At 34.1% G+C, this 20,843-nt stretch carries 22 protein-coding genes; 14 read left to right on the top strand and 8 right to left on the bottom strand.

Annotated elements, in window-relative coordinates; genetic code table 11:
* Window positions 1-18 precede the first annotated feature (18 nt).
* Genes EL158_RS04520 through EL158_RS04505 form a run of 5 tightly spaced genes read right to left on the bottom strand, consistent with a single transcriptional unit; the run spans window position 19 to window position 3,724 of the window.
* Window positions 19-690 carry an acylneuraminate cytidylyltransferase family protein gene (locus tag EL158_RS04520; RefSeq protein ID WP_027303693.1) on the bottom strand — a complete coding sequence of 224 codons (672 nt, stop codon included), beginning with the start codon at window positions 688-690 and terminating at the stop codon, window positions 19-21.
* On the bottom strand, window positions 687-1,808 hold the full coding sequence (neuC, locus tag EL158_RS04515; RefSeq protein WP_027303692.1) for a UDP-N-acetylglucosamine 2-epimerase: 1,122 nt from the start codon (window positions 1,806-1,808) through the stop codon (window positions 687-689). Before neuC ends, EL158_RS04520 begins: the two co-directional genes overlap by 4 nt.
* The gene (gene neuB, locus EL158_RS04510; RefSeq protein ID WP_027303691.1) at window positions 1,805-2,845 is read right to left on the bottom strand and encodes an N-acetylneuraminate synthase; all 1,041 of its coding nucleotides are present in this window, start codon (window positions 2,843-2,845) and stop codon (window positions 1,805-1,807) included. The genes neuC and neuB overlap by 4 nt, the downstream gene beginning before the upstream one ends.
* The gene (locus EL158_RS08850; protein WP_004277348.1) at window positions 2,845-3,000 is read right to left on the bottom strand and encodes an alpha-2,3-sialyltransferase; all 156 of its coding nucleotides are present in this window, start codon (window positions 2,998-3,000) and stop codon (window positions 2,845-2,847) included. The genes neuB and EL158_RS08850 overlap by 1 nt, the downstream gene beginning before the upstream one ends.
* A gap of 43 nt (window positions 3,001-3,043) precedes the next feature.
* Entirely contained in the window at window positions 3,044-3,724 is a 681-nt protein-coding gene (locus tag EL158_RS04505) for an alpha-2,3-sialyltransferase (protein WP_269470919.1), read from the bottom strand.
* A 126-nt stretch (window positions 3,725-3,850) separates the two neighbouring features.
* Between EL158_RS04505 and EL158_RS04500 the strand changes: the two genes are divergently transcribed.
* Window positions 3,851-4,225, top strand: coding sequence for a YbgC/FadM family acyl-CoA thioesterase (locus EL158_RS04500; protein ID WP_027303690.1), 375 nt, complete (start codon window positions 3,851-3,853; stop codon window positions 4,223-4,225).
* Here the strand turns inward: EL158_RS04500 and EL158_RS04495 are convergent.
* The 3 genes from EL158_RS04495 to EL158_RS04485 are packed head-to-tail and all read right to left on the bottom strand — an operon-like array spanning window position 4,217 to window position 6,494.
* Window positions 4,217-5,413, bottom strand: a complete 1,197-nt coding sequence (locus tag EL158_RS04495) for a hypothetical protein (protein ID WP_027303689.1) — start codon at window positions 5,411-5,413, stop codon at window positions 4,217-4,219. The genes EL158_RS04500 and EL158_RS04495 overlap by 9 nt on opposite strands.
* Window positions 5,410-6,018 (bottom strand): uracil-DNA glycosylase family protein, encoded by a 609-nt coding sequence (locus tag EL158_RS04490; RefSeq protein ID WP_027303688.1) that lies wholly within the window; start codon window positions 6,016-6,018, stop codon window positions 5,410-5,412. The genes EL158_RS04495 and EL158_RS04490 overlap by 4 nt, the downstream gene beginning before the upstream one ends.
* Window positions 6,015-6,494, bottom strand: coding sequence for a GNAT family N-acetyltransferase (locus EL158_RS04485; protein ID WP_027303687.1), 480 nt, complete (start codon window positions 6,492-6,494; stop codon window positions 6,015-6,017). The genes EL158_RS04490 and EL158_RS04485 overlap by 4 nt, the downstream gene beginning before the upstream one ends.
* Before the next feature lie 132 nt (window positions 6,495-6,626).
* Between EL158_RS04485 and rpmH the strand changes: the two genes are divergently transcribed.
* From rpmH to EL158_RS04420, 13 genes are all read left to right on the top strand, one after another.
* The gene (gene rpmH, locus EL158_RS04480; RefSeq protein ID WP_004277342.1) at window positions 6,627-6,761 is read left to right on the top strand and encodes a 50S ribosomal protein L34; all 135 of its coding nucleotides are present in this window, start codon (window positions 6,627-6,629) and stop codon (window positions 6,759-6,761) included.
* Window positions 6,758-7,081: a ribonuclease P protein component gene (rnpA, locus tag EL158_RS04475; protein ID WP_004277341.1), complete on the top strand. Its 324-nt coding sequence runs from the start codon at window positions 6,758-6,760 to the stop codon at window positions 7,079-7,081. Before rpmH ends, rnpA begins: the two co-directional genes overlap by 4 nt.
* A complete protein-coding gene (gene yidD / locus EL158_RS04470; RefSeq protein ID WP_004275165.1) occupies window positions 7,069-7,413 on the top strand; it encodes a membrane protein insertion efficiency factor YidD in 345 nt (114 codons plus the stop codon). The genes rnpA and yidD overlap by 13 nt, the downstream gene beginning before the upstream one ends.
* Complete coding sequence (gene yidC, locus EL158_RS04465; RefSeq protein ID WP_027303686.1) at window positions 7,414-9,027, top strand: membrane protein insertase YidC; 1,614 nt, start codon at window positions 7,414-7,416, stop codon at window positions 9,025-9,027.
* Window positions 9,024-9,905 (top strand): Jag N-terminal domain-containing protein, encoded by an 882-nt coding sequence (locus EL158_RS04460; protein ID WP_027303685.1) that lies wholly within the window; start codon window positions 9,024-9,026, stop codon window positions 9,903-9,905. Before yidC ends, EL158_RS04460 begins: the two co-directional genes overlap by 4 nt.
* Window positions 9,898-11,226 carry a tRNA uridine-5-carboxymethylaminomethyl(34) synthesis GTPase MnmE gene (gene mnmE / locus EL158_RS04455; protein ID WP_027303684.1) on the top strand — a complete coding sequence of 443 codons (1,329 nt, stop codon included), beginning with the start codon at window positions 9,898-9,900 and terminating at the stop codon, window positions 11,224-11,226. Before EL158_RS04460 ends, mnmE begins: the two co-directional genes overlap by 8 nt.
* A 10-nt stretch (window positions 11,227-11,236) precedes the next feature.
* A complete protein-coding gene (purL, locus tag EL158_RS04450; protein WP_027303683.1) occupies window positions 11,237-13,417 on the top strand; it encodes a phosphoribosylformylglycinamidine synthase subunit PurL in 2,181 nt (726 codons plus the stop codon).
* The gene (locus EL158_RS04445) at window positions 13,414-14,184 is read left to right on the top strand and encodes a molecular chaperone DjiA (RefSeq protein ID WP_027303682.1); all 771 of its coding nucleotides are present in this window, start codon (window positions 13,414-13,416) and stop codon (window positions 14,182-14,184) included. Before purL ends, EL158_RS04445 begins: the two co-directional genes overlap by 4 nt.
* Window positions 14,185-14,192: 8 nt before the next feature.
* Window positions 14,193-15,125: a D-2-hydroxyacid dehydrogenase gene (locus EL158_RS04440; protein WP_027303681.1), complete on the top strand. Its 933-nt coding sequence runs from the start codon at window positions 14,193-14,195 to the stop codon at window positions 15,123-15,125.
* Window positions 15,115-15,606, top strand: coding sequence for a YajQ family cyclic di-GMP-binding protein (locus EL158_RS04435; RefSeq protein ID WP_027303680.1), 492 nt, complete (start codon window positions 15,115-15,117; stop codon window positions 15,604-15,606). The genes EL158_RS04440 and EL158_RS04435 overlap by 11 nt, the downstream gene beginning before the upstream one ends.
* Entirely contained in the window at window positions 15,603-16,073 is a 471-nt protein-coding gene (locus tag EL158_RS04430) for a hypothetical protein (protein ID WP_027303679.1), read from the top strand. Before EL158_RS04435 ends, EL158_RS04430 begins: the two co-directional genes overlap by 4 nt.
* An 8-nt stretch (window positions 16,074-16,081) precedes the next feature.
* Window positions 16,082-17,794, top strand: coding sequence for an AAA family ATPase (locus EL158_RS04425; protein ID WP_027303678.1), 1,713 nt, complete (start codon window positions 16,082-16,084; stop codon window positions 17,792-17,794).
* 174 nt (window positions 17,795-17,968) lie between these two features.
* A complete protein-coding gene (locus EL158_RS04420) occupies window positions 17,969-20,839 on the top strand; it encodes a hypothetical protein (protein WP_126361512.1) in 2,871 nt (956 codons plus the stop codon).
* The last annotated feature ends 4 nt before the right edge of the window (window positions 20,840-20,843 follow it).

Raw genomic sequence — 20,843 nt, 5'->3', positions numbered from 1 at the left:
TTAAGTAAAAACATTTATCTATTGTGTGATTTTAAGAAGCGTTGCTGCTTTTTTTAAATCCTCTAAAGTATCTATATCTATACTCGATTTTTCGTCCATAAGATAGCATTTTGTTTTTTCTTGTAAAAAATGGGGATTTGTTAAAAATGTTTTAATGTTTAAAATATAAATCGCACCATTGCTTATATATGTTTTTGGTAATTTTTGACGAGACATAAAAGGATAATCATTATTGCAAATTCCTTTTAAATAACCTTTTTCATCATTGATGAAAGCTTTTAAAATTTTATTATCACACTCGCATACACTGATGATAGAGTCAGTTTTTTCTTTTTCAAAAAACTCAAAGGCTTCATCGATATGCGATGCTGTTCTAAGAGGTGAAGTGGGTTGCAGTAAAATGATATTATCATATCCTTTATAAAATTGCAAACTATGCAATATAACTTTATCGCTGGTAGTATCATCTAGAGCAAATTCTCTAGGACGCTTTAGAATTTCTATATCTTGACTTTTACCATAGTTTAAAATTTCATCACAATCACTACTTAATACAATTTTGTCAATATACTTAGAATTTTTAGCAGCGTTTATGGTGTAGTAGAGTAGTGGTTTGCCTTGAAGTAGGGTGAGATTTTTCTTTTTGATACCTTTTGAGCCACCACGAGCTGGGATAAGTGCTAAGGTCATTTTAAGTCCTTGAAAATTTTTTGCTGTTTGATTTTGAAAAAATCGCCATTTTGCAAGTGTTTAAAAAATAATTTCGAACTGTCTAAAATTTTTAATTTCTTATTTTTATTTATATTATTTGGCTTTTGAAGTGTATGTATGGCTTGTAAAATTACTTCCGTTTTTGTTTCTACGCACTTAACGCTCTCTTGACCCTTTCTTCCATTTTGCCTTGAGCCTACAAGTATGCCTGGGATATTTAAATACACTGCTTCCTTTAAGATACAGCTAGAATTTCCTATGATGAAATCGGCATTTTTCAGTAAAGTTATAAAATACTCAAAACGCAAAGAGGGAAAAAATTTAAAATTTTTAAATTTCTTTAAATCTTCATAGCTTTGAAGAATTTGTTCAAATCCCAAGTCATTGTTGGGATAAATAACAATGTAATTTTTTTGACTTTTTTTAAGAGCTTCAACCAAACAATCGCTTTGCTCTTTTAAAGTGTGAAATTCCGTAGTGACAGGATGAAACATCACTAAAGCATAATTTTCATAAGGAATATCATAGTAGTTTTTTGCTAATTCAAGTGAAATTTTATTGTGTGCTAAAATTTCTAAATCGGGAGATCCTATGATAAAAATGGAATCTTCGGCTTCTCCCATTTGAATCAGGCGTTTTTTAGCCATTTGATCATTAACTAAATGAATATGTGCAAGTTTAGAGATGGCGTGTCTTATACTATCATCAATTGTGCCTGAAATCTCACCTCCTTCAATATGTGCTACCAAGATATTATTAAGACTTCCCACCATACAAGCAGCCAAAGGCTCAATTCTATCGCCGTGAACGACTATTAAATCAGGTTCTAACTCGTGGATAAAACGCGAAAAGCCGTCTATGGTCGCACTTAAAGCCTTATCCATTTGAAAATATTTGTCGTGATTGATAAACTTAAAAATATTTTTAAAGCCGCATTTTTCTATCTCTTTCACAGTTAGTCCAAAATTTTTACTCATATGCATACCTGTTGCAAAGATAAAAAGTTCAAAATCATTTGCTTTTTCAACTTTTAACATTAAAGATTTGATTTTAGAAAAATCTGCTCTCGTGCCTGTGATGAAAACAATTTTTTTCATTGAAAATCCTCTTTACTAAGCTGACTATCACACTCTATATCCCTCAAAGCTTTTTTGCCTAGAATATTTTCAAACTCACGAGCAGGGATACCGCCTAATGAGGGTCTTTTTACCCAAATATTTTCCTCGCTTAAAATCTCACCCCTTTTAATAGGCTTAATGCTTACCACACTTGCAAAAGCAAAATCGATAGTAACTTGTTCTTCTTTTGCAGCTTCTTTTTTGGCATTTAAGCCTCTCATTAATGCGATTTGCTCACTTTGTATGATGAGTTCTTTTAGGGCATTTTCGTCCATAGAGCAGATGATGTCGGGTCCTTGTCTATTCATTGTATCGCTAAAATGTCTTTCTATCATACAAGCACCAAGTGCTACAGCTCCTAAACAAGCAAGATTATTAGTCGTGTGGTCGCTAAGTCCCACAAGAGCATTAAATTCTTTTTGTAAGGTTAGCATAGCGTGAAGTCTTACAAGATGAGGGGGAGTTGGGTAAAGATTTGTCGTGTGTAAAAGCACGAAAGGCACTTCAAAATCTTTTAAAATTTTTACACTTTGTGTAATGCTTTTAATGTCGTTCATACCAGTGCTTAATATTATGGGTTTTTTAAAGGAGGCGATATGTTTAATGAGTGGAGTGTTATTACATTCTCCAGAGCCTATTTTATAGGCACTTACTCCCATATCTTCTAAGCGATTAGCTCCAGCTCTACTAAAAGGAGTGCTAAGATAGACAAGTCCTTGTTTTTCTACATATTCTTTAAGCTCTCTTTCATCTTTCTCATTAAGCGCACATTTTTTCATAATCTCATAAATGCTAATTTTAGCATTCCCAGGTATGACTTTTTTAGCCTCCTTGCTCATTTCATCTTCTATAATGTGCGTTTGATGCTTGATGATTTTAGCTCCAGCCCTTGCAGCAGAATCGACCATAAGCTTGGCTAATTCTAGGCTACCATTATGATTAATCCCTATTTCAGGCACGACTAAAGGAGAAGTATTCTGTGAGACGATTAATTTTCCTATTTTTATTTCTTGCATTAAAATCTCCTTGTTTTAAGATGATGTTTGATATTGCTAGGAAGTTTAATAAGATCTTTGATGAGGCGATAATAAAGATTATCCGTTAATTTTGAGTTATCGTAATTTCTAAGTTTCCGTGCATTTTTATAAGCTCTTTTTGAAGGTAAGAGCATATCATTAATGTGGTTTTGAGGTTTATTTTCTAATGTAAAATGATTAAGATGAGAAATTGAGGGGGGGGGGGGGGGTTACAAATTTGGCTAAAGGACTAGTAGGACAAAGGCAATAAATTTTTACATCGTAAAGCTCTTTTAATAATTCTAAGGCTTCTAATTCTATATCTTGAGTATGTCCATTATATTTTTTAAAATCGCCAAAAATACGCGTAAGATTTTCTCCTTGCGTATAAGCATAAGTTGAGCCGGTGTTATAAAAATCAATCCCAGCCAAATAAAGCTCCTTATAACCCATAGCTACGGCAATTGCACACATATAAATCGCACTTGTAAAACGGCGATTTTCATAAATATCATTAAAAATAGTCCAGGCATAAAACTTTTCCAATCGACTTAAAATTTCATGCCCCATAGTGCTATCTGGGTAAAAATCCTTAAAATTTTCTAAAAAATCTTTCTCCTCGAGATGCTTATGTGAGGAGCAAAAAATCAAAGAGGTGGTATATTCTTCATTTTTAATTAATTCTTTAAGAGTATAGTAATTTTCAAAAAAGACACAAGAGTTAAAAAATACAGCCTTAAGTTTTTTCCCTAAATAGTATTTATCTTCAAGATAAAATTGATTACAACGAAAAACATCATAATCTTGCGGCAAAAGAGTGTAATCTATGTTTTTTAAACTAGGAGCATTACCAGCGATGATAGCTTTTTTTATGTTCATATCAAAACCTCTTAAATGATGTTGTAATTCTTATTTGCTTATTATACAAAAATAGGATAAAGTAAAAAATTAAAAAATAGATACGATAATAAAAAATGATTAAAATATATAATTAAGGATTTTAAAATGAAAATGCGAATTTATTATGAAGATACAGATGCTGGGGGAGTGGTGTATCATAGCAATTATTTAAAATTTTGCGAACGCGCTAGAAGTGAGCTTTTTTTTAAAAAAAATGTTGATATTTTCGATGCAAAAAGTGGGCATTTTTTATTAACTCGTGCTAATTGTGCCTTTTTAAAATCTGCTAGGCTTGGAGATATTGTGGAGGTTAAGACACAAATTTTAAATTTCAAAAAGGCTTCACTTGTGATAGAACAGGAGATTTTTAGAGAAAAGGAGCTTTTATTTAGGGGAGAATTTACCCTTGCTTTTGTGAAAGACTCAAAGCCCACAAGGATAGACGATGCTCTTAAAAGACTTTTTGAAGAGCTATTCTAACTCTTCAAAATTTCCAGCCTTACCTTGCATTAAGCGAACTTTGTAAATAAATTGAGAATTGTTTAATTCCTCTTCGAAAATTCTTTCACTTTTGGGATTTAAAAAATTTGTGTAAAAATAATCAAGCCCCACACTAGTCGCATAAGCGACCCAATTATAATCTAAATTTTGTGCAAACATTTCGTTGAGATAATTTAATTCTTCATCGTTTTTATCGATAGAATTTGCAATGATAAATTGACGCCTATCACCTTCTTGTGTGAGGCTTAAAAAGGCTGGATTGTAATTAAGTTGGGTAGAAAATAAAACATTAGTGCGGATATTATGCACACGAATTTGAGAGCTTAAAAGAGCGGTTTTAATTAAAGGAGTGTTAAAAAATACAGAAGCACCTCTTAGTCCCCTTAAAACCCTTGCAAAGTCAATCTTTTCATCGCCTATTTTGTAGATTATTGCGTTAGGATCTTGGGCTTTTATTTTAGAATTTAGCTCGTTTAAAAGAGCACTTTCATCACTTAATATGGCGTTAAAGCCGTTAGATTTATCGAGTAATTTTTTAATTTGCACATCATAATCTATACTACCAAAATAAATATTTTCATTATGAATTTGCGTAGTGCTTTTGTGAGTGGTTGGAATGAAAATTTTTACATCTCCTTGGTAGCCTTCTAAGGCTTTTACGCCTTTATTGGTAAATCCAGCAATGGCAAATTTATAGCCTTGAGAGCTGATTTTGCGTAAGGTTTCTTTGATCTTTTGCTCCTCTTCGGTGCCGATTAAAAAAACTTCAACCTTAATTTCAGCTCTTTGTTTTAAAAGATAAGCAATGCTTGAATTAATAATGATATTGGAGTAATTTTTGATAGTTTTTTCAGGTATGATGAGTGCTAGCTTTACGGAAATAGTATTTTTATTATCAATTTTTTGTAAATTTTTTTCAAAATCCGTGATGGAATTTAGGAGCTTTGCGTAAATGTTGGATAAAATTTGGTTTTGATTTTCAACAAATTCACTCAAAAAACTAAGATACATTTTTTCTTCTAAAAGCTCCAATAAGCAGCTTTCATTGCATTTTTTATTTTCTAAATTAACATAGCTTTCTTCAGGTGGGATAAAATTTAAAAGCTCTTGCTTTTTTGCTTGCACGAAAGTAAAAAGCAAAATAAGACATAAAAATATTTTTTTCATAAAAATCCTTTGAGTTTTTTTAAATCGTTAAAAAATTCTTCTTTGAAACTGGGATTTCTTTCTAAAAATTCCCCATCAAAACTTGCTAAAATGAAAAAATCTTCATAAGCAAAAAGCTCACCTTTAAGAGCTTTAAAATTTGAAAAACCTAAAGCTTTTAGGGCGTATTCTCCTAGACAAAGAAGGATTTTTGGTTTAATGAGTTTGATTTCATTAAGCAAAAAAGGCAAACAAGAATGCAAGGCAAAATCATCATTTTTATTTGCACTAAAACATTTGAAAATATAAGAAAAATAAAATTCATCTCTGCTTAAATTGAGAATTTTTTCTAAAGAATTGAAAAGAAATTTGCCCTTTTTAGATTGAAGTAAAATTCCGCTTTCATTTTCATTTTGTGAGGCGTGAGTATCTAAAATAAAGAGTTTGCAAGGCTTTAATCTCTCCTCCATTAAAATTTTTTTACGCGTTTTTGAAAAATTGCAAAGAGTGCAGGTCGCAATTTTATCGCGTAAAGTTTTAAAATCATCTAAGCTGTCTAGTTTAGAAAAATTTTGAGGGCTAAAATCATAGCCCATAGCCTTAAGATAATGTAAAGAGCGTATCATAAATTGTTAAGTTTAGCTAAATTTTGTCCATCTAAGCGGTAAGTGCGAATGTCTTTGAGATGTGTTGCATTAAGTTTTTCGTAAAAATTAACGCCTTGAGCGTTATCATTGAGGCAAACCCAAGAAAGCATAGTGATATTTTCTTTTTGACAAAGCTCACCGATAAATTCAAAAACCTTACGCCCATAGCCTTTTTTGCGAAAATTTTCTCTAATATAAATGTCCTCTATATAAATTCCTCTTTCGCCTAAAAAAGAGGAAATGGTGTAAAAAAAGATAACATAGCCTATAATTTGTTCGTTTTCTCTTAATATAAAGGCTTTTGCATACTCATTTTCTAAAAATAAATTTGCAAGTTTTGTTTCGTCGCATTTTAAATAGGCAAGTTTATTTTCATACGCGGCAAATTCTTTAAGCATAGTTAAAAGTTCGTTTAAATTTTCTTTTTCTAAAGGTTTGATACTAAAATTTTTCATTATAATTTCCTTAATTCATCATTTCAAAAATTGAAATTTAGCAAAATAACTTAAAAATTACTCTTAATTAAAAGATTTTATAAGTAAATTTAGATTATAATCCCTGCTTAAATTTTATTTTAAGGAAAAATAATGAAAAGAACTTATCAACCGCATAAAACTCCTAAAAAACGCACTCACGGCTTTCGTGTGCGTATGAAAACTAAAAATGGTCGCAAAGTGATTAATGCTAGACGCGCTAAGGGAAGAAAAAGACTTGCTGTGTGAAATTTTCTAGATTTGATAATGCTGGAGAATTTGTTGCTGTTTATAAATCTGGCAAAAAATGGTTTTGCGATGGACTTATTCTTTTTTATCTTCCTGCAAACGAAAGAAAAAGAGCGGTCGTTGCGAGTAAAAAAGTTGGGAAAGCTGTGGTGAGAAATCGTGCAAAGCGTGTTTTAAGAGCTTTATTTGCAAAGGTTGAAAATGACCTAAAAAATGGCAAATATGTTCTTGTTGCAAAAGCGGATTTAAATGAGTTTTCCTTTTTGAAGTTAGAAAAAAGTCTAAAATGGGGTTTAAAAAGAATACAATGTTTAAGATAGCATTTTTGACTTCCTTGCGTTTTTATCAAAGATTTTTAAGCCCTTTAAAACCTCCTGTTTGTAGGTATTATCCAAGTTGTTCAGAGTATGCTTTTTGGCAGTTTGAAAAAAATAATGCTCTTTTTGCTTTCTTTTTAACTTTTTTTAGAATTATAAGATGCAATCCTCTTTTTCGTGGTGGCTTTGATTATCCTAAAGTTTTTAAGATTTTCAAAAGTGATACTTTATGTTTTAAACCTAAATTTTTAGCACAAAAAAAATTGCATTTTTTATATATACCTTGCGAAGATAAAGGCTTTTATCTCGTAAAAATAATCTTTAAAGGAAATTAAGTGAATCATTCAAATAATAACAATATCTTTCAGCAAAAACGCATTTTATTAGCCGTTGTGCTTTCTTTTATCTTTTTTGTGGCTTATGATTATTTTTTCTTGCCTAAGCCAAATTTAAATGAACAAAACATTACGCAAAATAACACAACAAAAACTCAAAATTTAGAGGCTAATGCTGCTCCTAAGCTACAAGAAGACCTAGCCAAAAGTGTAGAGACAAATGGAGCTTTAAGTAGCGTTAAAAGTGGAGTTTTGGCAAGTGTGGAAAGTCCGCATTTTAAAGCGGAAATTGACACACTTGGACGCATTTCAAGTTTTTATCTCAAAGATAAAAAATATCTTAATGAAGATAAAAGTCAAATCAATCTCATCGCAAAAGAGCAAAATCCTCGCCCCTTAGAATTGCGTTTTTCAAATAGCTCTATTAATGAAGAAGCTTTTAAAACGGATTACAAAACTAGCACAAATGAGCTTTTTTTAGACACAAATGAGAGTAAAAAACTTGTTTTAACGCAGAATTTATCAAATTTAAAAGTAGAAAAAATCATCACTTTTGACCCAAGAGGAAATTATGAAATTGAGGTTCGATTAAATCAAAATGCACCTTTTTTCATCACTCCGGGCTTTAGACCTAGTATAGCTGTTGATTCTTATACCGTGCATGGAGCTTTAGTTTTAGATAGTGAGAATACTACCCATACCTTTGAAGATGGAGATATGGATATGGAGGAGCGTATCGATAAAGCTTTCATCGCTTCAGCTTTTGATAGATATTATGCGAGCTTTTTTTATAATTTTGACAAGCCTTTAAACCTTACCATTTCTAAAGATACAAATGATAATCCTATTTTATTTGCCTATGCAGATAGAGAATTTAAGGCAGGTGGCTATATAGGTGCTAAAGAACACGAAGCTTTAAGGGCTATTGATAAAAGGCTTGAAGATGTTGTGGAATTTGGCTGGTTTACCTTCATCGCTAAACCTATGTATGTAGGACTTGACTTTTTATTTAAGCATATAGGAAATTGGGGTTGGGCTATTGTTGTTTTAACCTTGATTGTGCGTGTGATTTTATTCCCTCTTACTTATAAATCTATGATTTCTATGAATAAGCTTAAAGATTTAGCCCCTAAAATGAAAGAGATTAGGGAGCGTTATAAGGGCGACCCTCAAAAGATGAATATGCATATGATGGAGCTTTATAAAAAACACGGCGCAAATCCTATGAGTGGCTGTTTGCCTATACTTTTACAAATTCCTATTTTCTTTGCGATTTATCGTGTTTTATTTAATGCTATTGAGCTTAAAGATGCGCCGTGGATTTTTTGGATACAGGATTTATCAGCGATGGATCCTTATTTTATCTTGCCGATTTTAATGGGTTCTACGATGTTTTTACAGCAGCTCATCACTCCTATGACTATACAAGATCCTTTACAAGCTAAGATTATGAAATTTTTACCTGTGATTTTTACAATCTTTTTCATCACTTTCCCTGCTGGACTGACGCTTTACTGGTTTATCAATAATCTTTGTTCTTTGCTTCAGCAATGGATAATTAATAAGATGTTTGAAAAAGAACATCACAAAAGAGAAAGCGAGAAAGCGAAATGAAAATAGAAGCTAAAGACCTCCAAAGTGCCTTAACGGAAGCTTCTATCAAGCTTGAATGCTCTGTGGTAGATTTAGAATATACCATTTTACAGCAGCATAAAAGTGGCTTTTTAGGTTTTGGGCGTAAAAGTGCTATTATAGAAGTTGAAGTAAAAAGATACAAAAAAAAGCATTTTAAAAAAGAAAATAAGCCTCATTTTAGAAATGAAGAAAAATTAAATCATTTTCAAAAAACAGACAAAGTCGTAAAAACAGAAAGTGAGTTTAAAAAAAATGAGTCTAAAATTAAAAAAATGGAAGAAAATGAGCCTAAAACTGAAGTAAAAATGGAGTCAAGTAAAAAAGAAAAATATGTCGTTAAAAGCGATGCCATTTTTGATAGCTTTCATAAAGAAGACCATACTAGTCGTAATCAAGATGACCTTTTGGACGAGATTAAAATTCAATTAGAAAGGCTTTTAAAAATTTCTTGTTTTCAAATTTCTTTAAAAGAGATTAAAATGTATGATGAAAATTGCATTTTTATCCGTTTAGATGGTGAAGACTCTGCACTTTTAATAGGTAAAGAGGCACATCGCTATAAAGCCTTTTCTTATCTTTTGCATAATTGGATTAATTTAAAATATAATCTTTTAGTTCGTCTTGAAATTGCCGAATTTTTAGAAAAACAAATTCAAGCGATGCAGTTTTATTTGCAAGGTGTGGCGGAAAAAATTAAACAAAGTGGAAGAGGGCAGACTAAGCCACTTGATGGGGTTTTGATTAAAATCGCCTTAGAAGAATTAAGAGCAATGTTTCCCCACAAATATGTAGGCATTAAGCAAAATGGCGAACAGCGTTTTGTCGTGGTTAATGATTTTGTAAAAAAAGATGAATGATACCATAGCCGCCCTTGCAACAGCCTATGGCACAGGTTCTATTTCTATCATAAGAGTAAGTGGAAGTAGAGCTTTAGAGCTTGGCTTAAAGCTTTCACATAAAGATGAGTTAAGTCCTCGTTATGCGTATTTTGTCAAGCTTTTTAATGATGAAAATGTCTTCATTGATGAGGCGATTATGATTTATTTTAAAGCACCCTTTAGCTTTACGGGTGAAGATGTGGTAGAGTTTCAAATTCACGGCGGCTTTAGTGTAAGTGAAATTTTATTAGATGAATTATTAAAAAATGATGTGCGTTTGGCTAAGGCTGGGGAATTTAGCAAAAGAGCGTGTTTAAATGGCAAAATGAGTGCATTAAAAGCTTTAAATATCCAAGATCTTATCAATGCCAAATCAGCCAAATCAGCCAAAATTATCGCTAGAAATATGCAAGGAACTTTAGCTAATTTGATTGAAAAAATTAGGCTTGATTTAGTGAAAAGTTTAGCCTTTGTGGAGACTAGCATTGATTATGCGGATGATGATTTGCCAAGTGATTTAATGACTCAAATTTGCACGATGTGTGAGGAAAATGCGAGAATTTTGGAGGAAATTTATACCCTTTCTCAAAGCAAAAAAGCCCTTTTAGAGGGCTTTAAAATCGCCATCATAGGTAAGCCAAATGCAGGCAAATCCTCACTTTTAAACGCTCTTTTAGCCTATGAAAGAGCCATAGTATCGCCTTTAGCGGGAACGACACGAGATTTTATAGAAGAAAGCCTTAAAATCGGCACACATTTAGTCAAAATCATCGATACCGCAGGTATTAGAAAAGGCGAGGAGGCAATCGAAAAAATAGGCATTGAGCTAAGTAAAAAAAGCATTGATGAAGCAGACATTATCCTAGCACTTTTTGACTCCTCAAGGGAATTTGACGATGAGGATAAAGAAATTTTAAACCTTTTAAAAGCTAGTGAAAAAAAGATTTTTTATCTTTTAAATAAGTGCGATTTAAAAAAGGAATTTGAAAGTCCTAGCGAAATTCATTTTTTAAAAATCAGTGCCAAAGAGGACATAACACCCTTAAAAAAGGCTTTAGAAAGTTATTTAAATAGCCTAGATAGCGAGGGTTTTTTGGTAGGCTCACTTGATTTTATCCACTCTTGTAAAAAGGCTAGTGAAGCCATACAAAGGGCAAAAACGCTTTTAGATGAGAGAGTTTTGGAGCTTTTTGCTTTTGAGCTTAATGTAGCCATAGAAGAGCTTGCAAAATTTACCAAAGATTTTAAGAGGGAAGAAATTTTAGATGAAATGTTTAGTAATTTTTGCTTAGGAAAATAAAGGACACAAAATGGATAAAGAAACGATAAAAGCCCATAAAATCAGCGATGAGGAATATGCTGAAATTTTAAACATCTTAGGTAGAGAGCCAAATTTACTCGAGCTTGGCGTGATTTCTGCGATGTGGAGCGAGCATTGCTCTTATAAGTCAAGTAAAAAATATCTTAACGGCTTTCCCACAAAAGCACCTTGGGTCATACAAGGACCGGGGGAAAATGCCGGCGTTATCGACATAGGCGGAGGTATGGCGGCAGTTTTTAAAGTCGAAAGTCATAATCACCCTAGCTTTATCGAGCCTTTTGCAGGGGCAGCTACTGGAGTAGGGGGGATATTAAGAGATGTTTTTACTATGGGAGCTAGGGTCGTTGCAGGGCTTAATTCCTTAAAATTTGGCGACATTAAAGACGCAAAAGTCTCTAAACATCAAAAATATTTACTCAAGGGCGTGGTGAGTGGAATTTCACATTATGGAAATTGTATGGGAGTGCCGACAATTGGCGGAGAGTGTGCCTTTGAGCCTTGCTTTAATGGCAATATTTTAGTTAATGCCTTTGCACTTGGAATTTGTAAAATAGAGGATATTTTTTACGCTAAGGCTGAGGGCGTGGGTAATCCTGTCATTTATGTGGGCTCAAAAACAGGGCGTGATGGGCTTGGTGGAGCTGTGATGAGTTCTTCAGGCTTTAACGAAGAGAGTAAAAAACTCCGCCCCACAGTCCAAATAGGCGACCCTTTTAGCGAAAAGCTTTTAATGGAGGCTTGTTTAGAGCTTTTTGAGAAAGATTATATCGTAGGCATACAGGATATGGGCGCAGCTGGGCTTACTAGCTCAAGCTTTGAAATGGCAGGGCGTAGCGGAAGTGGAATGCGACTTTATTTAGATAAAACTCCTATGCGTGAAGAGGGTATGAACCCTTATGAATTAATGCTTAGCGAAAGTCAAGAAAGAATGCTTATTTGTGCGAAAAAGGGTTTTGAAAATGAGGTCATAGAAATTTTTAAAAAATGGCAGCTTGATGCTGTGGTTATGGGCGAGGTTACGGATACAGGCTTAATGGAGCTTTTTTGGCATAAGGAAAGGGTAGGGCTTATCCCTATTGAACCTTTAAGCGAAAAAGCACCGATTTTAGATAGACCTATAAAAGAGCCTAGCTATTTAGAAACAATTAAAAAAGAAAAATTCGAACTAAAACTCCCTATAAATGAGCTTTTTAAGCAAATGTTAAGTAATGAAAGTGTTAATGACAAAAGCTTTATTTACGAGCAATTTGACTCAAGTGTAGGGACAAATACTATAAAAGCGGACGGCGCTTTAGGTGCGAGTGTGCTTAGAGTTAAAGAAAATGGTGCGGCTTTAGCTATGGCTATGGAGTGTAATTCAGCGCTTAATTTCATCGACCCTAAAAAGGGTGCAGCTATGGCTGTGGCGGCTGTGGGGAGAAAGATAGCTTGTGCTGGGGCTAGGGCTTTGGCGATTAGTGATTGTCTAAATTATGGCAACCCACAAAATCCTGAAGTAATGTGGCAATTCGCACAAGGTTGCGAGGGCATAAAAGAGGCTTGTAAGGCTTTAAATACGCCTGTTGTAAGCGGTAATGTTTCTTTATATAATGAAACAGACGGCATTAGCATTTATCCAAGCCCTACCATAGTGGGCGTAGGAGTGCAAAAAAACGCAAATTTGACCCTTAAAGCGAGGATAGAAAGGGAGAATATAGCCCTTTATCTTTTAGGAGAGAGCTTTGGGGAATTTGGTGCCTCTTTAGCGATGAGGGTGCAAGATAAAAAGACAGCAGGTAGCATAAAAGGCGTGGATTATAAAGCCGAACTTACACTTTGGGATTTACTCATAAGTGCAAATGAAAAAGGGCTTTTAGAGTGTGCTAATAGTGTAGGCGTAGGAGGCGTGGCTTTAAGCGTGGCTAAAATGGTCGCCCTTTCTTGTGTGGGGGTCGATTTAAAAAGTGAATTTAAAAATGAAGCGTGGCTTTTTGAGGAAAGTGCTTCAAGGGCTATTGTGGGCGTGAGTGATGAGGAGGCGTTTTTAACTTTGGCAAAAGAATATGGCGTGAAAGCTTACAAACTAGGACTTAGCACGAAAAAGCAAGAATTCATTTTTGATAGCCTTAGTTTAAGTTGTGAGGAGCTTAAAAAGCTCTATTTTGAAAGTTTTAAAGAGCAAATACTATGAGTGGAATTTTACTTCTTATTTTAGTCGCTTTCATTTTTTATTTATATTATAAAAAATGGGGCAAAAGCGAATTTGTAAATTCAGCTAGTCGCGGTGCTAAGGGCTTTGCAAGAGGCTTTGCTAGGGGGGTAATGCAAGAGAGGGTTGAGGAGTTTAAAAGGCGTATGAATTACTATGTCATCGCCCTTTTGGCTAAGATTGCTAAAAGTGATGGCAGGGTCAGTGAAAAAGAAGCTGAAATGATAAGCGAACTCCTAGACGCAAATGCGAAAGATGAGAAAGAAAGGGCGTTTTTAAAGTCCGCTTTTAACGAGCATAAAGAAAATTTAAATGATGTTTTTGAAGTGGCTAAGGATTTTTTAAAAGAGGTCCCCCTCCCTAAAAATGAAAGGCTAAATGTGCTTAGAGTGCTTGTTTTTATGGCTTTGATTGATGGGGAATTTAATGCGAAAAAAAGAGAACTCCTAGAGCAAATCGCAAGAGCTTTTAATATAGCAAAAAGTGAGCTTGAAGCCTTTATAGAAAGCCTTTCTAGGCTTAAAAGCCCTAAAAAAGAATTAAACGAAAATGAAGCTTACGCACTTTTGGAGCTTAAGACTGGAGCAAGTTTAAGTGAGGTCAAAAAGCAGTATAGAGCTTTAGCGAAAAAATACCACCCCGACATCTTAAACGCAAATAATGTCAGCGAAGAAGAGCTTAAAAAGGGCGTAGAGCAATTTCAAAAAATCAACGAAGCTTATGAATTTTTAAAGAAAAAGTTAAGTTAAGGAGTGAAATGAAAATCGTATGTTTAGACTCTGCGACTTTAGGCGGAGCGGATTTAAGCTTATTTAGCGAATTTGGGGACTTTGTAAGTTACGCTACCACATCAAAAGATAAGGTCATCGAAAGGCTTAAAAATGCCGATGTAGCGATGGTTAATAAGGTCATTTTAGATGAAAATGTCCTTAAAAATACAAATTTAAAACTCATCTTAGAAACCGCAACCGGGCTTAATAATATAGACCTTGAGTATGCTAAAAAGCAAGGCATTATCGTTAAAAATGTCGCAGGATACTCGACAAAAAGTGTCGTTCAACATAGCTTTGCTTTAATCTTTGCTTTTTTAAATCAAACGATTTTTTATAATGACTGGGTAAAAAAGGGCAAGTGGTGCGAGAGTGAAATTTTTACCGATTTTACACAAATGCTAAGTGATTTAAGCGGTAAAAAACACGGCATTATAGGACTTGGGACCATAGGTAAAGAAGTGGCTAGAATTTCAAGTGCCTTTGGAGCTAGGGTGTGCTATTATTCTACAAGCGGAGCAAATCATAACGCAGAGTATGAGAAAATAGAGCTTAACGAGCTTTTAAAAACTTGCGATATTATTAGTATTCACGCACCGCTTAATGATAAAACGAAAAATTTACTTTCTTACAAAGAGCTTAAAATGCTTAAAAATGAGGCGATTTTGATTAATGTAGGGCGTGGAGGCATTATTAATGAAGCAGATTTAGCAAAAGCTTTAGATGAAAAGAATTTTAGAGTGGGGCTTGATGTTTTAGAAAATGAGCCTATGCTTAAAAATCACCCCCTTTTAAGCGTGAAAAATAAAAATAAGCTTTTAATCACCCCGCACATTGCTTGGGCGAGTAAGGAAAGTTTAGCAACTTTAATCCAAAAAGTTTATGAAAATTTAAAGGAGTGGGTAGAAAATGGCAAGTGAGCATAGTTTTGACATTAGCGGAGCGGTTGATTGTGGGGAGCTTAAAAACGCCCTAGAACAAGCTAAAAAAGAGCTTGAGAGCAGATACGATTTAAAAGGCGTGAAAAGTGAGCTAGAATTTAGCGAAAAAGAAAGCGTTTTTAAGCTTTTATGCTCGAGTGAAGCAAAGCTTGAGGTTTTAAAAGATATTGTGATTTCAAAGCTTATCAAAAGAGGGATTAATCCTAAGGGTATTAAGGAGCTATCCCGTGAGAGTGGGGCTGTTTTTAAGCTAAATTTAAAGGTTAATAACGCCATAGACAGCGAAAACGCTAAAAAAATCAATAAGGCGATTAAGGATAGCAAACTCAAGGTAAGCTCTCAAATAAGAGGCGAGGAAGTGCGTGTGAGTGCGAAGCAAATTGACGATTTACAAGCAGTGATAAAGCTTGTCAAAGAGCTTGATTTAGAGCTTAATCTTAGCTTTAAAAATTTAAAATGAAATATTTTCTTAGCTTAATTTGCGTTTTATTTTTGTGTGCGTGTGCGACAAAGAGTGAAAATAAAAAGGCTCAAAGTATGCAGGTTTTCATCTCTTCTTCTAGCTTTAAGATTAACGAGGCGGGTTTTTTAAAGCGTGAAAGCTCCGTCCTTTCTTTAGAGCTTTATAAATTCGCCAAGCCCTTTTTTAAGCTTAATCTTAAAGAAAAAATTTGTCTTAATGGCGTTTGTTATGCGAAAAAAGAATTTAATAAAAAATACCTAAAAAACGCCTATTATGAGGACTTTTTACGCGACATTTTAGAGTTAAAGCCTCTTTTTGAGGGCGAAAATTTAGAAAAAACGCCTTGCGGTTTTAGCCAGAAATTACGCCGTAAAGATAGCGTGATATTTTATGAAATTTGCGATGAAAAACTGCGTTTTAAAGATGAAATTTCAGGGCTTAGGATAATGATTAGCCGTTTTTAGGGGAAATAATGCTTGAACTTAAAGAATTTTTAAACGAACCTAAAATTGAAAAAACCAAGCTTTATCAAAGACTTCAATGCTCTAAAAATGAAGCCTTGATTTTGAAAGAGCTTTGTAAAAGCTATGTTTGTGCCAGTGCCTCCGTGAGTGCTTTTAGCTTACTTGTGGGACTTTTTGGGGAGAAAGATTATGCTTATTTAGATTATTTAGAGGATTTAAAAGGCTTGATTAAACGCGGTTTTGTAACGAGTGGTTCGGGCTTTTTTAAAAATATCGATTCAAATAAATTAAGCAATTCTAAGCTAGTCTTACTTCAAAGCGAACTAAGCCTTAGTCAGTATTTTTTAGACTTTTTAGACAGCAAAACCTCCTTTGAAGTGCCTAAAATTAAAGCTTATGGGGCTTATTTGGAGTATTTAAGGGACGAGTTTTTAAAAGTGGAGCTTTATGAAAAGCTTTCTTTCGCAAGGCATAGCGAGTATTATGCCGTGCTTAAAAGCCACATTAAAGAATTTGAAAAGTATATTAAAGAGTGCTTGAAACTTAGCAAATTTCATAATGTCTTAAATGCGATTTTCAAAGAACACGCCCTAAACGCTAAAGAGCAAATTCTATTCTTATCACTCTTAAAGGAGGAATACACCCTAAGCCACGAAAACTCAGCCGCCAGAGAGCAAAACGCCCTCCTTAATCTCATCAGTGAAAACGAGCTTGAACTGCGTCAAAATAAAAAGCTTTTAGAGGACGATTCTAAGCTTTTAAATTTAATCGAGTATGATGAGTATTTAAACGCTTTTGGAGAGCTTTCTAAGAGCTTTTTTATCAGCGATGAAGTGTTAGAAAGGGTGATTAATTCTCCTACCAAACAAAATCAAAAGCTAAAACTTGAAAGCCTTGTCAAAGAGCAAGAAATTTTCGAACTTATCGAGCCAAATATCGACATTAATGACATCATAATGCCAGAAAACACCAAAGAGCTTTTAAGCAATATCCTAAAACAAAAAGATAAAAAAGTCCTTGAAAGGCTTAGTTTATGGGGGATTAAAAGCTCTAAAAATATCGAAGCAAAGATTATTTTCTACGGACCTCCAGGCACAGGTAAAACGATGTCAGCATTTGGCGTAGCTAAGGCTATGAAAAAGGCGGTTTTAAGCTTTGATTGCTCTAAAATTTTAAGCAAATGGGTAGGCGAGAGCGAACAAAATGTGCGGAAAATTTTTGACACTTATAAAAATATCGCCAATTCTTGTAAGCAAAGCCCCATTTTACTGCTAAATGAAGCAGACCAGTTTTTAAGCACACGCATAGAGGGAGGCAGTGGAAGTGATAAAATGCACAATCAAATGCAAAATATCTTCCTAGAGCAAATCGAGCGTTTTAGCGGAGTTTTAATCGCCACGACCAATTTTTTAGAAAGCCTTGATAGTGCGTTTTCTAGGCGTTTTGATTTAAAGATTGAATTTAAAAAGCCTGATTTTAAGGACAGGCTTAAGATGTGGGAGAAATTTCTGCCTCAAAATGCGGATTTTGAAGAGGCTTTTGAGCTTGAAACTCTAGCCAAATACGAGCTAAGTGGCGCACAAATTCTTATGGTAGTGAAAAACACAGCCCTAAAAACAGCCATTTCAAAGGACGGCATTTTTACGATGAGAGCTTTTTTAGAAAGCATACAAAAAGAACTTGAGGGAAGTTTTGATAAAAGTAAAATTGTAGGATTTTAGTTTTTAACTCCTATTTTTACACATTTTACAAAAAAAAAAAAAACGATTTTTCAAATTCCTCTTTACTTTTCATTAATTTTTCCTTATAATTACGATTATTTTTATCTTATTTAGAAAGGATTTAGTTATGAAAAAAGATCTTATTAACTCTCTTGCGGGGGGGGGGGGGGGGCAATGCTCTTCTGTAATCAGCAAGGAATTCAAAATTTACCCCAGAGTCGCTTAGACTCTCATAGTTTCAAAAGTCGTTTAATCCCCTCTTTCTTAGCCTTAAGCGTCATCACTGCCTTATATAGCCCTTTGCAAGCAGCGTGGGTGCATAATAAGCCTGATGGAAGTAGCCAAAATGGCAATGATTTAACAATCTCAAACGGAGGCACGGTTAATGACAAAAACTGGATTTTTTATACAAATAATAACTCCGCAGGAACTTTAACTATCAATGCTAAGCTTACTGCTAATGCCTCAGGCGGTGCTGGGGGCGGTGTCTCTGTGAGCAGGAACACTAGGGTAAATGGCATTACCATAGGCTCAAATGGAGGCATCACGGTAGCTGATAACAAAAAACAATCTATCCGCAATGAGGGAACGATAAATAATTTCACTAATAGTGGAACGATAGATAAAGGCTATATGCTAAATCTTGGAACGATAAATGATTTCACTAATAATGGAACGATAAATGATTTTACCAATTCTGAATCTATCACAAATTTAACAAACACAGGAACGATAGGCGCATTATATAATCAAGAAGGATTGATTACAGGCACTTTTAATAACCAAGGCACAATAAAACAACTATGGCTTATGAATGGTCACTATAATCAAGAATCGACAATTTCAAATTTAACAAACACAGGAACGATAGATAGCATTAATCTATACTACAATAGGGCTAAATTAACCCTTAACAATCAAAGTGGGACGATAAAAACGATAGAAAATAATGGTGGTAATGCCACTTTAAATGGCACAAATGGAACGATAAATACTTTCCAGCAAAATAATGGCACAAGCACTCTTAATAACGGAACTATCACAACCCTTAATCAAAATGGAGGTAGCACAACTATAAATAATAATGCTAAAGTAAGCACTCTCTATAACAGAGGCGGAAATTTGACAAATCAAGGCGGAACAATTAGCACTCTTAATAATATGAATACTATAACCAACCAAAGCGGAACTATCACCACCCTCAACAATAATGGTAGCGGTAATGTAATGAATACAGGCGGAACCATCACTACGCTTAATAACAATAATGCCAATGCAAGTGTAACAAATCAAAGCGGCACTATAGCAACCTTAACTAATACTAGCGGTAGGGTTATGAATACAGGTGGAACTATCACTATGCTTAATAACACAGGAGGTAATGTTAATAATCAAGGCTCTATCCAAACCTACACTCAAGAAGGTGGAAACACAATGCAAAGTGGAGGCACTATACAAACTCTTACTCAAAAAGGAGGAAACTTTACTTATCAAGGTGGAACGATAGGCTCTTTAAAACAAGAAGGCGGAAGCTTTAATAACCTTCAACAAAACATTAGCCTCTTTACCACTCAAGGTGGCTCCCTAAACAATTACCAAGGCACTATTGAAAATCTTAAAATTACTTCAGGTGATTTTGAACTAAATAATATGCAACAAGGTAGAATTGCTAATATAGAAATAGGTGGAAATGGTAAGATTAATATTAATGATAATATGAATATAGGCTATAATAATGGAATTTCTACCTTTAGAATAGCAAGTGGTGCTGCTCCTACTTTAAATTTTGGTGAAGTAAGAACAGCCACCACAGCACAAGAAACCTATGCAACTGTTAAGCTTGTAGATACAAATAATGCTAATACCACTCAAGCTAAAGTAGCCATAGATAAACTTACCATAGCCTTAGTGAGTGAGGATACACAAATTGGTAAAAGTGTTTCTTTAGCTAATTCAGTATCAGGTGCTGCTAATACTGGAGTTGGAAATGTTTATGTTAAAAGTGCAGACTTTTCACAAGATCTTAAACAAAGTGGCTTTTATGGGAAATTTAATGCACAAACTCAAACCATAGACACCCGTTTTAATGCTAATCTTGGTGCGGCAGGTTTATTCTCTCAAGCCTTTATCAATCAATTAGGGCGTCGTTCTTTATTATTTGATTCTTTCTTAAATGAAGCAAGTCGTGCTTCTTTAAGATATAAAAGAACCCAACCTGATACAAATTTTGATATCTTTGTGCGTCCTTATTATTCTAAGATTAAAACAGACTTAGCAGATATACCAGAAAAAGCAGATGGAACAAGCTCTGGTATCTTAGCAGGAGGACATACATATTTTGATAATAGCTTATTAATGCTTTATGGAGCAGTAGAGAAAAATAAGACTCATTTAGCTGATGATGTCTTTAATTTTGATAGTGATACTTTCTTACTTGGTTCAAAATATAGCATAGAACTAGCTCAAAGTCATATAGGACAACTTTTTGGTGGAGTGGATATAAGAGGCTCTTATACTAAAGCAGATCTTGAAAGGGAACCAGTAAGTGGTTTTAAATCTCAAGGAGATGCAAAAAACTATGCTTATGATGCTAGAGTATTTTTAGCTTCTATTATTTATTATAACTTACAAGATCATAGCCAATATCTTACTCCTCAAATAGGCATAGGTCATACAGGAGCTAAGTTAAAAGGCTTTGATATGAAAGGGAATAAATTAGCCTATAAAGAAAGCTTAGATGATATGACTTATGGTATCACTTATGCAACAGCAAGTTTGAATTGGTTTAAAAGAAAAGATAATGTTGCTATTCAGCTTGATGGAGGTGTAAGGGTCAATCTTAATAATGAAATAGATACCCAAACTAAAATCAATAATCAAAACTTTACCAATCATTTTGAAACATCAAAATACTATTCACAATTAGGGGGAGCTTTTATGTGGATAAATCCTTATGGAGTAGATGTAAGTTTAGGCTATAAATTCCTCTTTGGAGAAAGTGCAACATCACACACTGCTAGTTTAAGACTGCATAAGACTTTTTAAGACT

It is taken from the genome of Campylobacter upsaliensis (genome assembly GCF_900637395.1).
Classification (GTDB): Bacteria; Campylobacterota; Campylobacteria; order Campylobacterales; family Campylobacteraceae; genus Campylobacter_D; species Campylobacter_D upsaliensis.
Note: the sequence above shows the minus strand (reverse complement) of the source record. Positions and strands in the feature narration are given on the sequence as shown.

Coding starts and splice junctions, on each gene's coding strand:
- neuC (WP_027303692.1), bottom strand. CDS start 1,808: ATGAAAAAAATTGTTTTCATCACAGGCACGAGAGCAGATTTTTCTAAA.
- EL158_RS04460 (WP_027303685.1), top strand. CDS start 9,024: ATGAAAATAGAAGCTAAAGACCTCCAAAGTGCCTTAACGGAAGCTTCT.
- EL158_RS04445 (WP_027303682.1), top strand. CDS start 13,414: ATGAGTGGAATTTTACTTCTTATTTTAGTCGCTTTCATTTTTTATTTA.
- yidD (WP_004275165.1), top strand. CDS start 7,069: ATGTTTAAGATAGCATTTTTGACTTCCTTGCGTTTTTATCAAAGATTT.
- rpmH (WP_004277342.1), top strand. CDS start 6,627: ATGAAAAGAACTTATCAACCGCATAAAACTCCTAAAAAACGCACTCAC.
- EL158_RS04500 (WP_027303690.1), top strand. CDS start 3,851: ATGAAAATGCGAATTTATTATGAAGATACAGATGCTGGGGGAGTGGTG.
- purL (WP_027303683.1), top strand. CDS start 11,237: ATGGATAAAGAAACGATAAAAGCCCATAAAATCAGCGATGAGGAATAT.
- EL158_RS04490 (WP_027303688.1), bottom strand. CDS start 6,018: ATGATACGCTCTTTACATTATCTTAAGGCTATGGGCTATGATTTTAGC.
- EL158_RS04435 (WP_027303680.1), top strand. CDS start 15,115: ATGGCAAGTGAGCATAGTTTTGACATTAGCGGAGCGGTTGATTGTGGG.
- EL158_RS04520 (WP_027303693.1), bottom strand. CDS start 690: ATGACCTTAGCACTTATCCCAGCTCGTGGTGGCTCAAAAGGTATCAAA.
- EL158_RS08850 (WP_004277348.1), bottom strand. CDS start 3,000: ATGCTCTTACCTTCAAAAAGAGCTTATAAAAATGCACGGAAACTTAGA.
- EL158_RS04505 (WP_269470919.1), bottom strand. CDS start 3,724: ATGAACATAAAAAAAGCTATCATCGCTGGTAATGCTCCTAGTTTAAAA.
- mnmE (WP_027303684.1), top strand. CDS start 9,898: ATGAATGATACCATAGCCGCCCTTGCAACAGCCTATGGCACAGGTTCT.
- EL158_RS04440 (WP_027303681.1), top strand. CDS start 14,193: ATGAAAATCGTATGTTTAGACTCTGCGACTTTAGGCGGAGCGGATTTA.
- EL158_RS04485 (WP_027303687.1), bottom strand. CDS start 6,494: ATGAAAAATTTTAGTATCAAACCTTTAGAAAAAGAAAATTTAAACGAA.
- EL158_RS04495 (WP_027303689.1), bottom strand. CDS start 5,413: ATGAAAAAAATATTTTTATGTCTTATTTTGCTTTTTACTTTCGTGCAA.
- EL158_RS04420 (WP_126361512.1), top strand. CDS start 17,969: ATGCTCTTCTGTAATCAGCAAGGAATTCAAAATTTACCCCAGAGTCGC.
- neuB (WP_027303691.1), bottom strand. CDS start 2,845: ATGCAAGAAATAAAAATAGGAAAATTAATCGTCTCACAGAATACTTCT.
- EL158_RS04430 (WP_027303679.1), top strand. CDS start 15,603: ATGAAATATTTTCTTAGCTTAATTTGCGTTTTATTTTTGTGTGCGTGT.
- EL158_RS04425 (WP_027303678.1), top strand. CDS start 16,082: ATGCTTGAACTTAAAGAATTTTTAAACGAACCTAAAATTGAAAAAACC.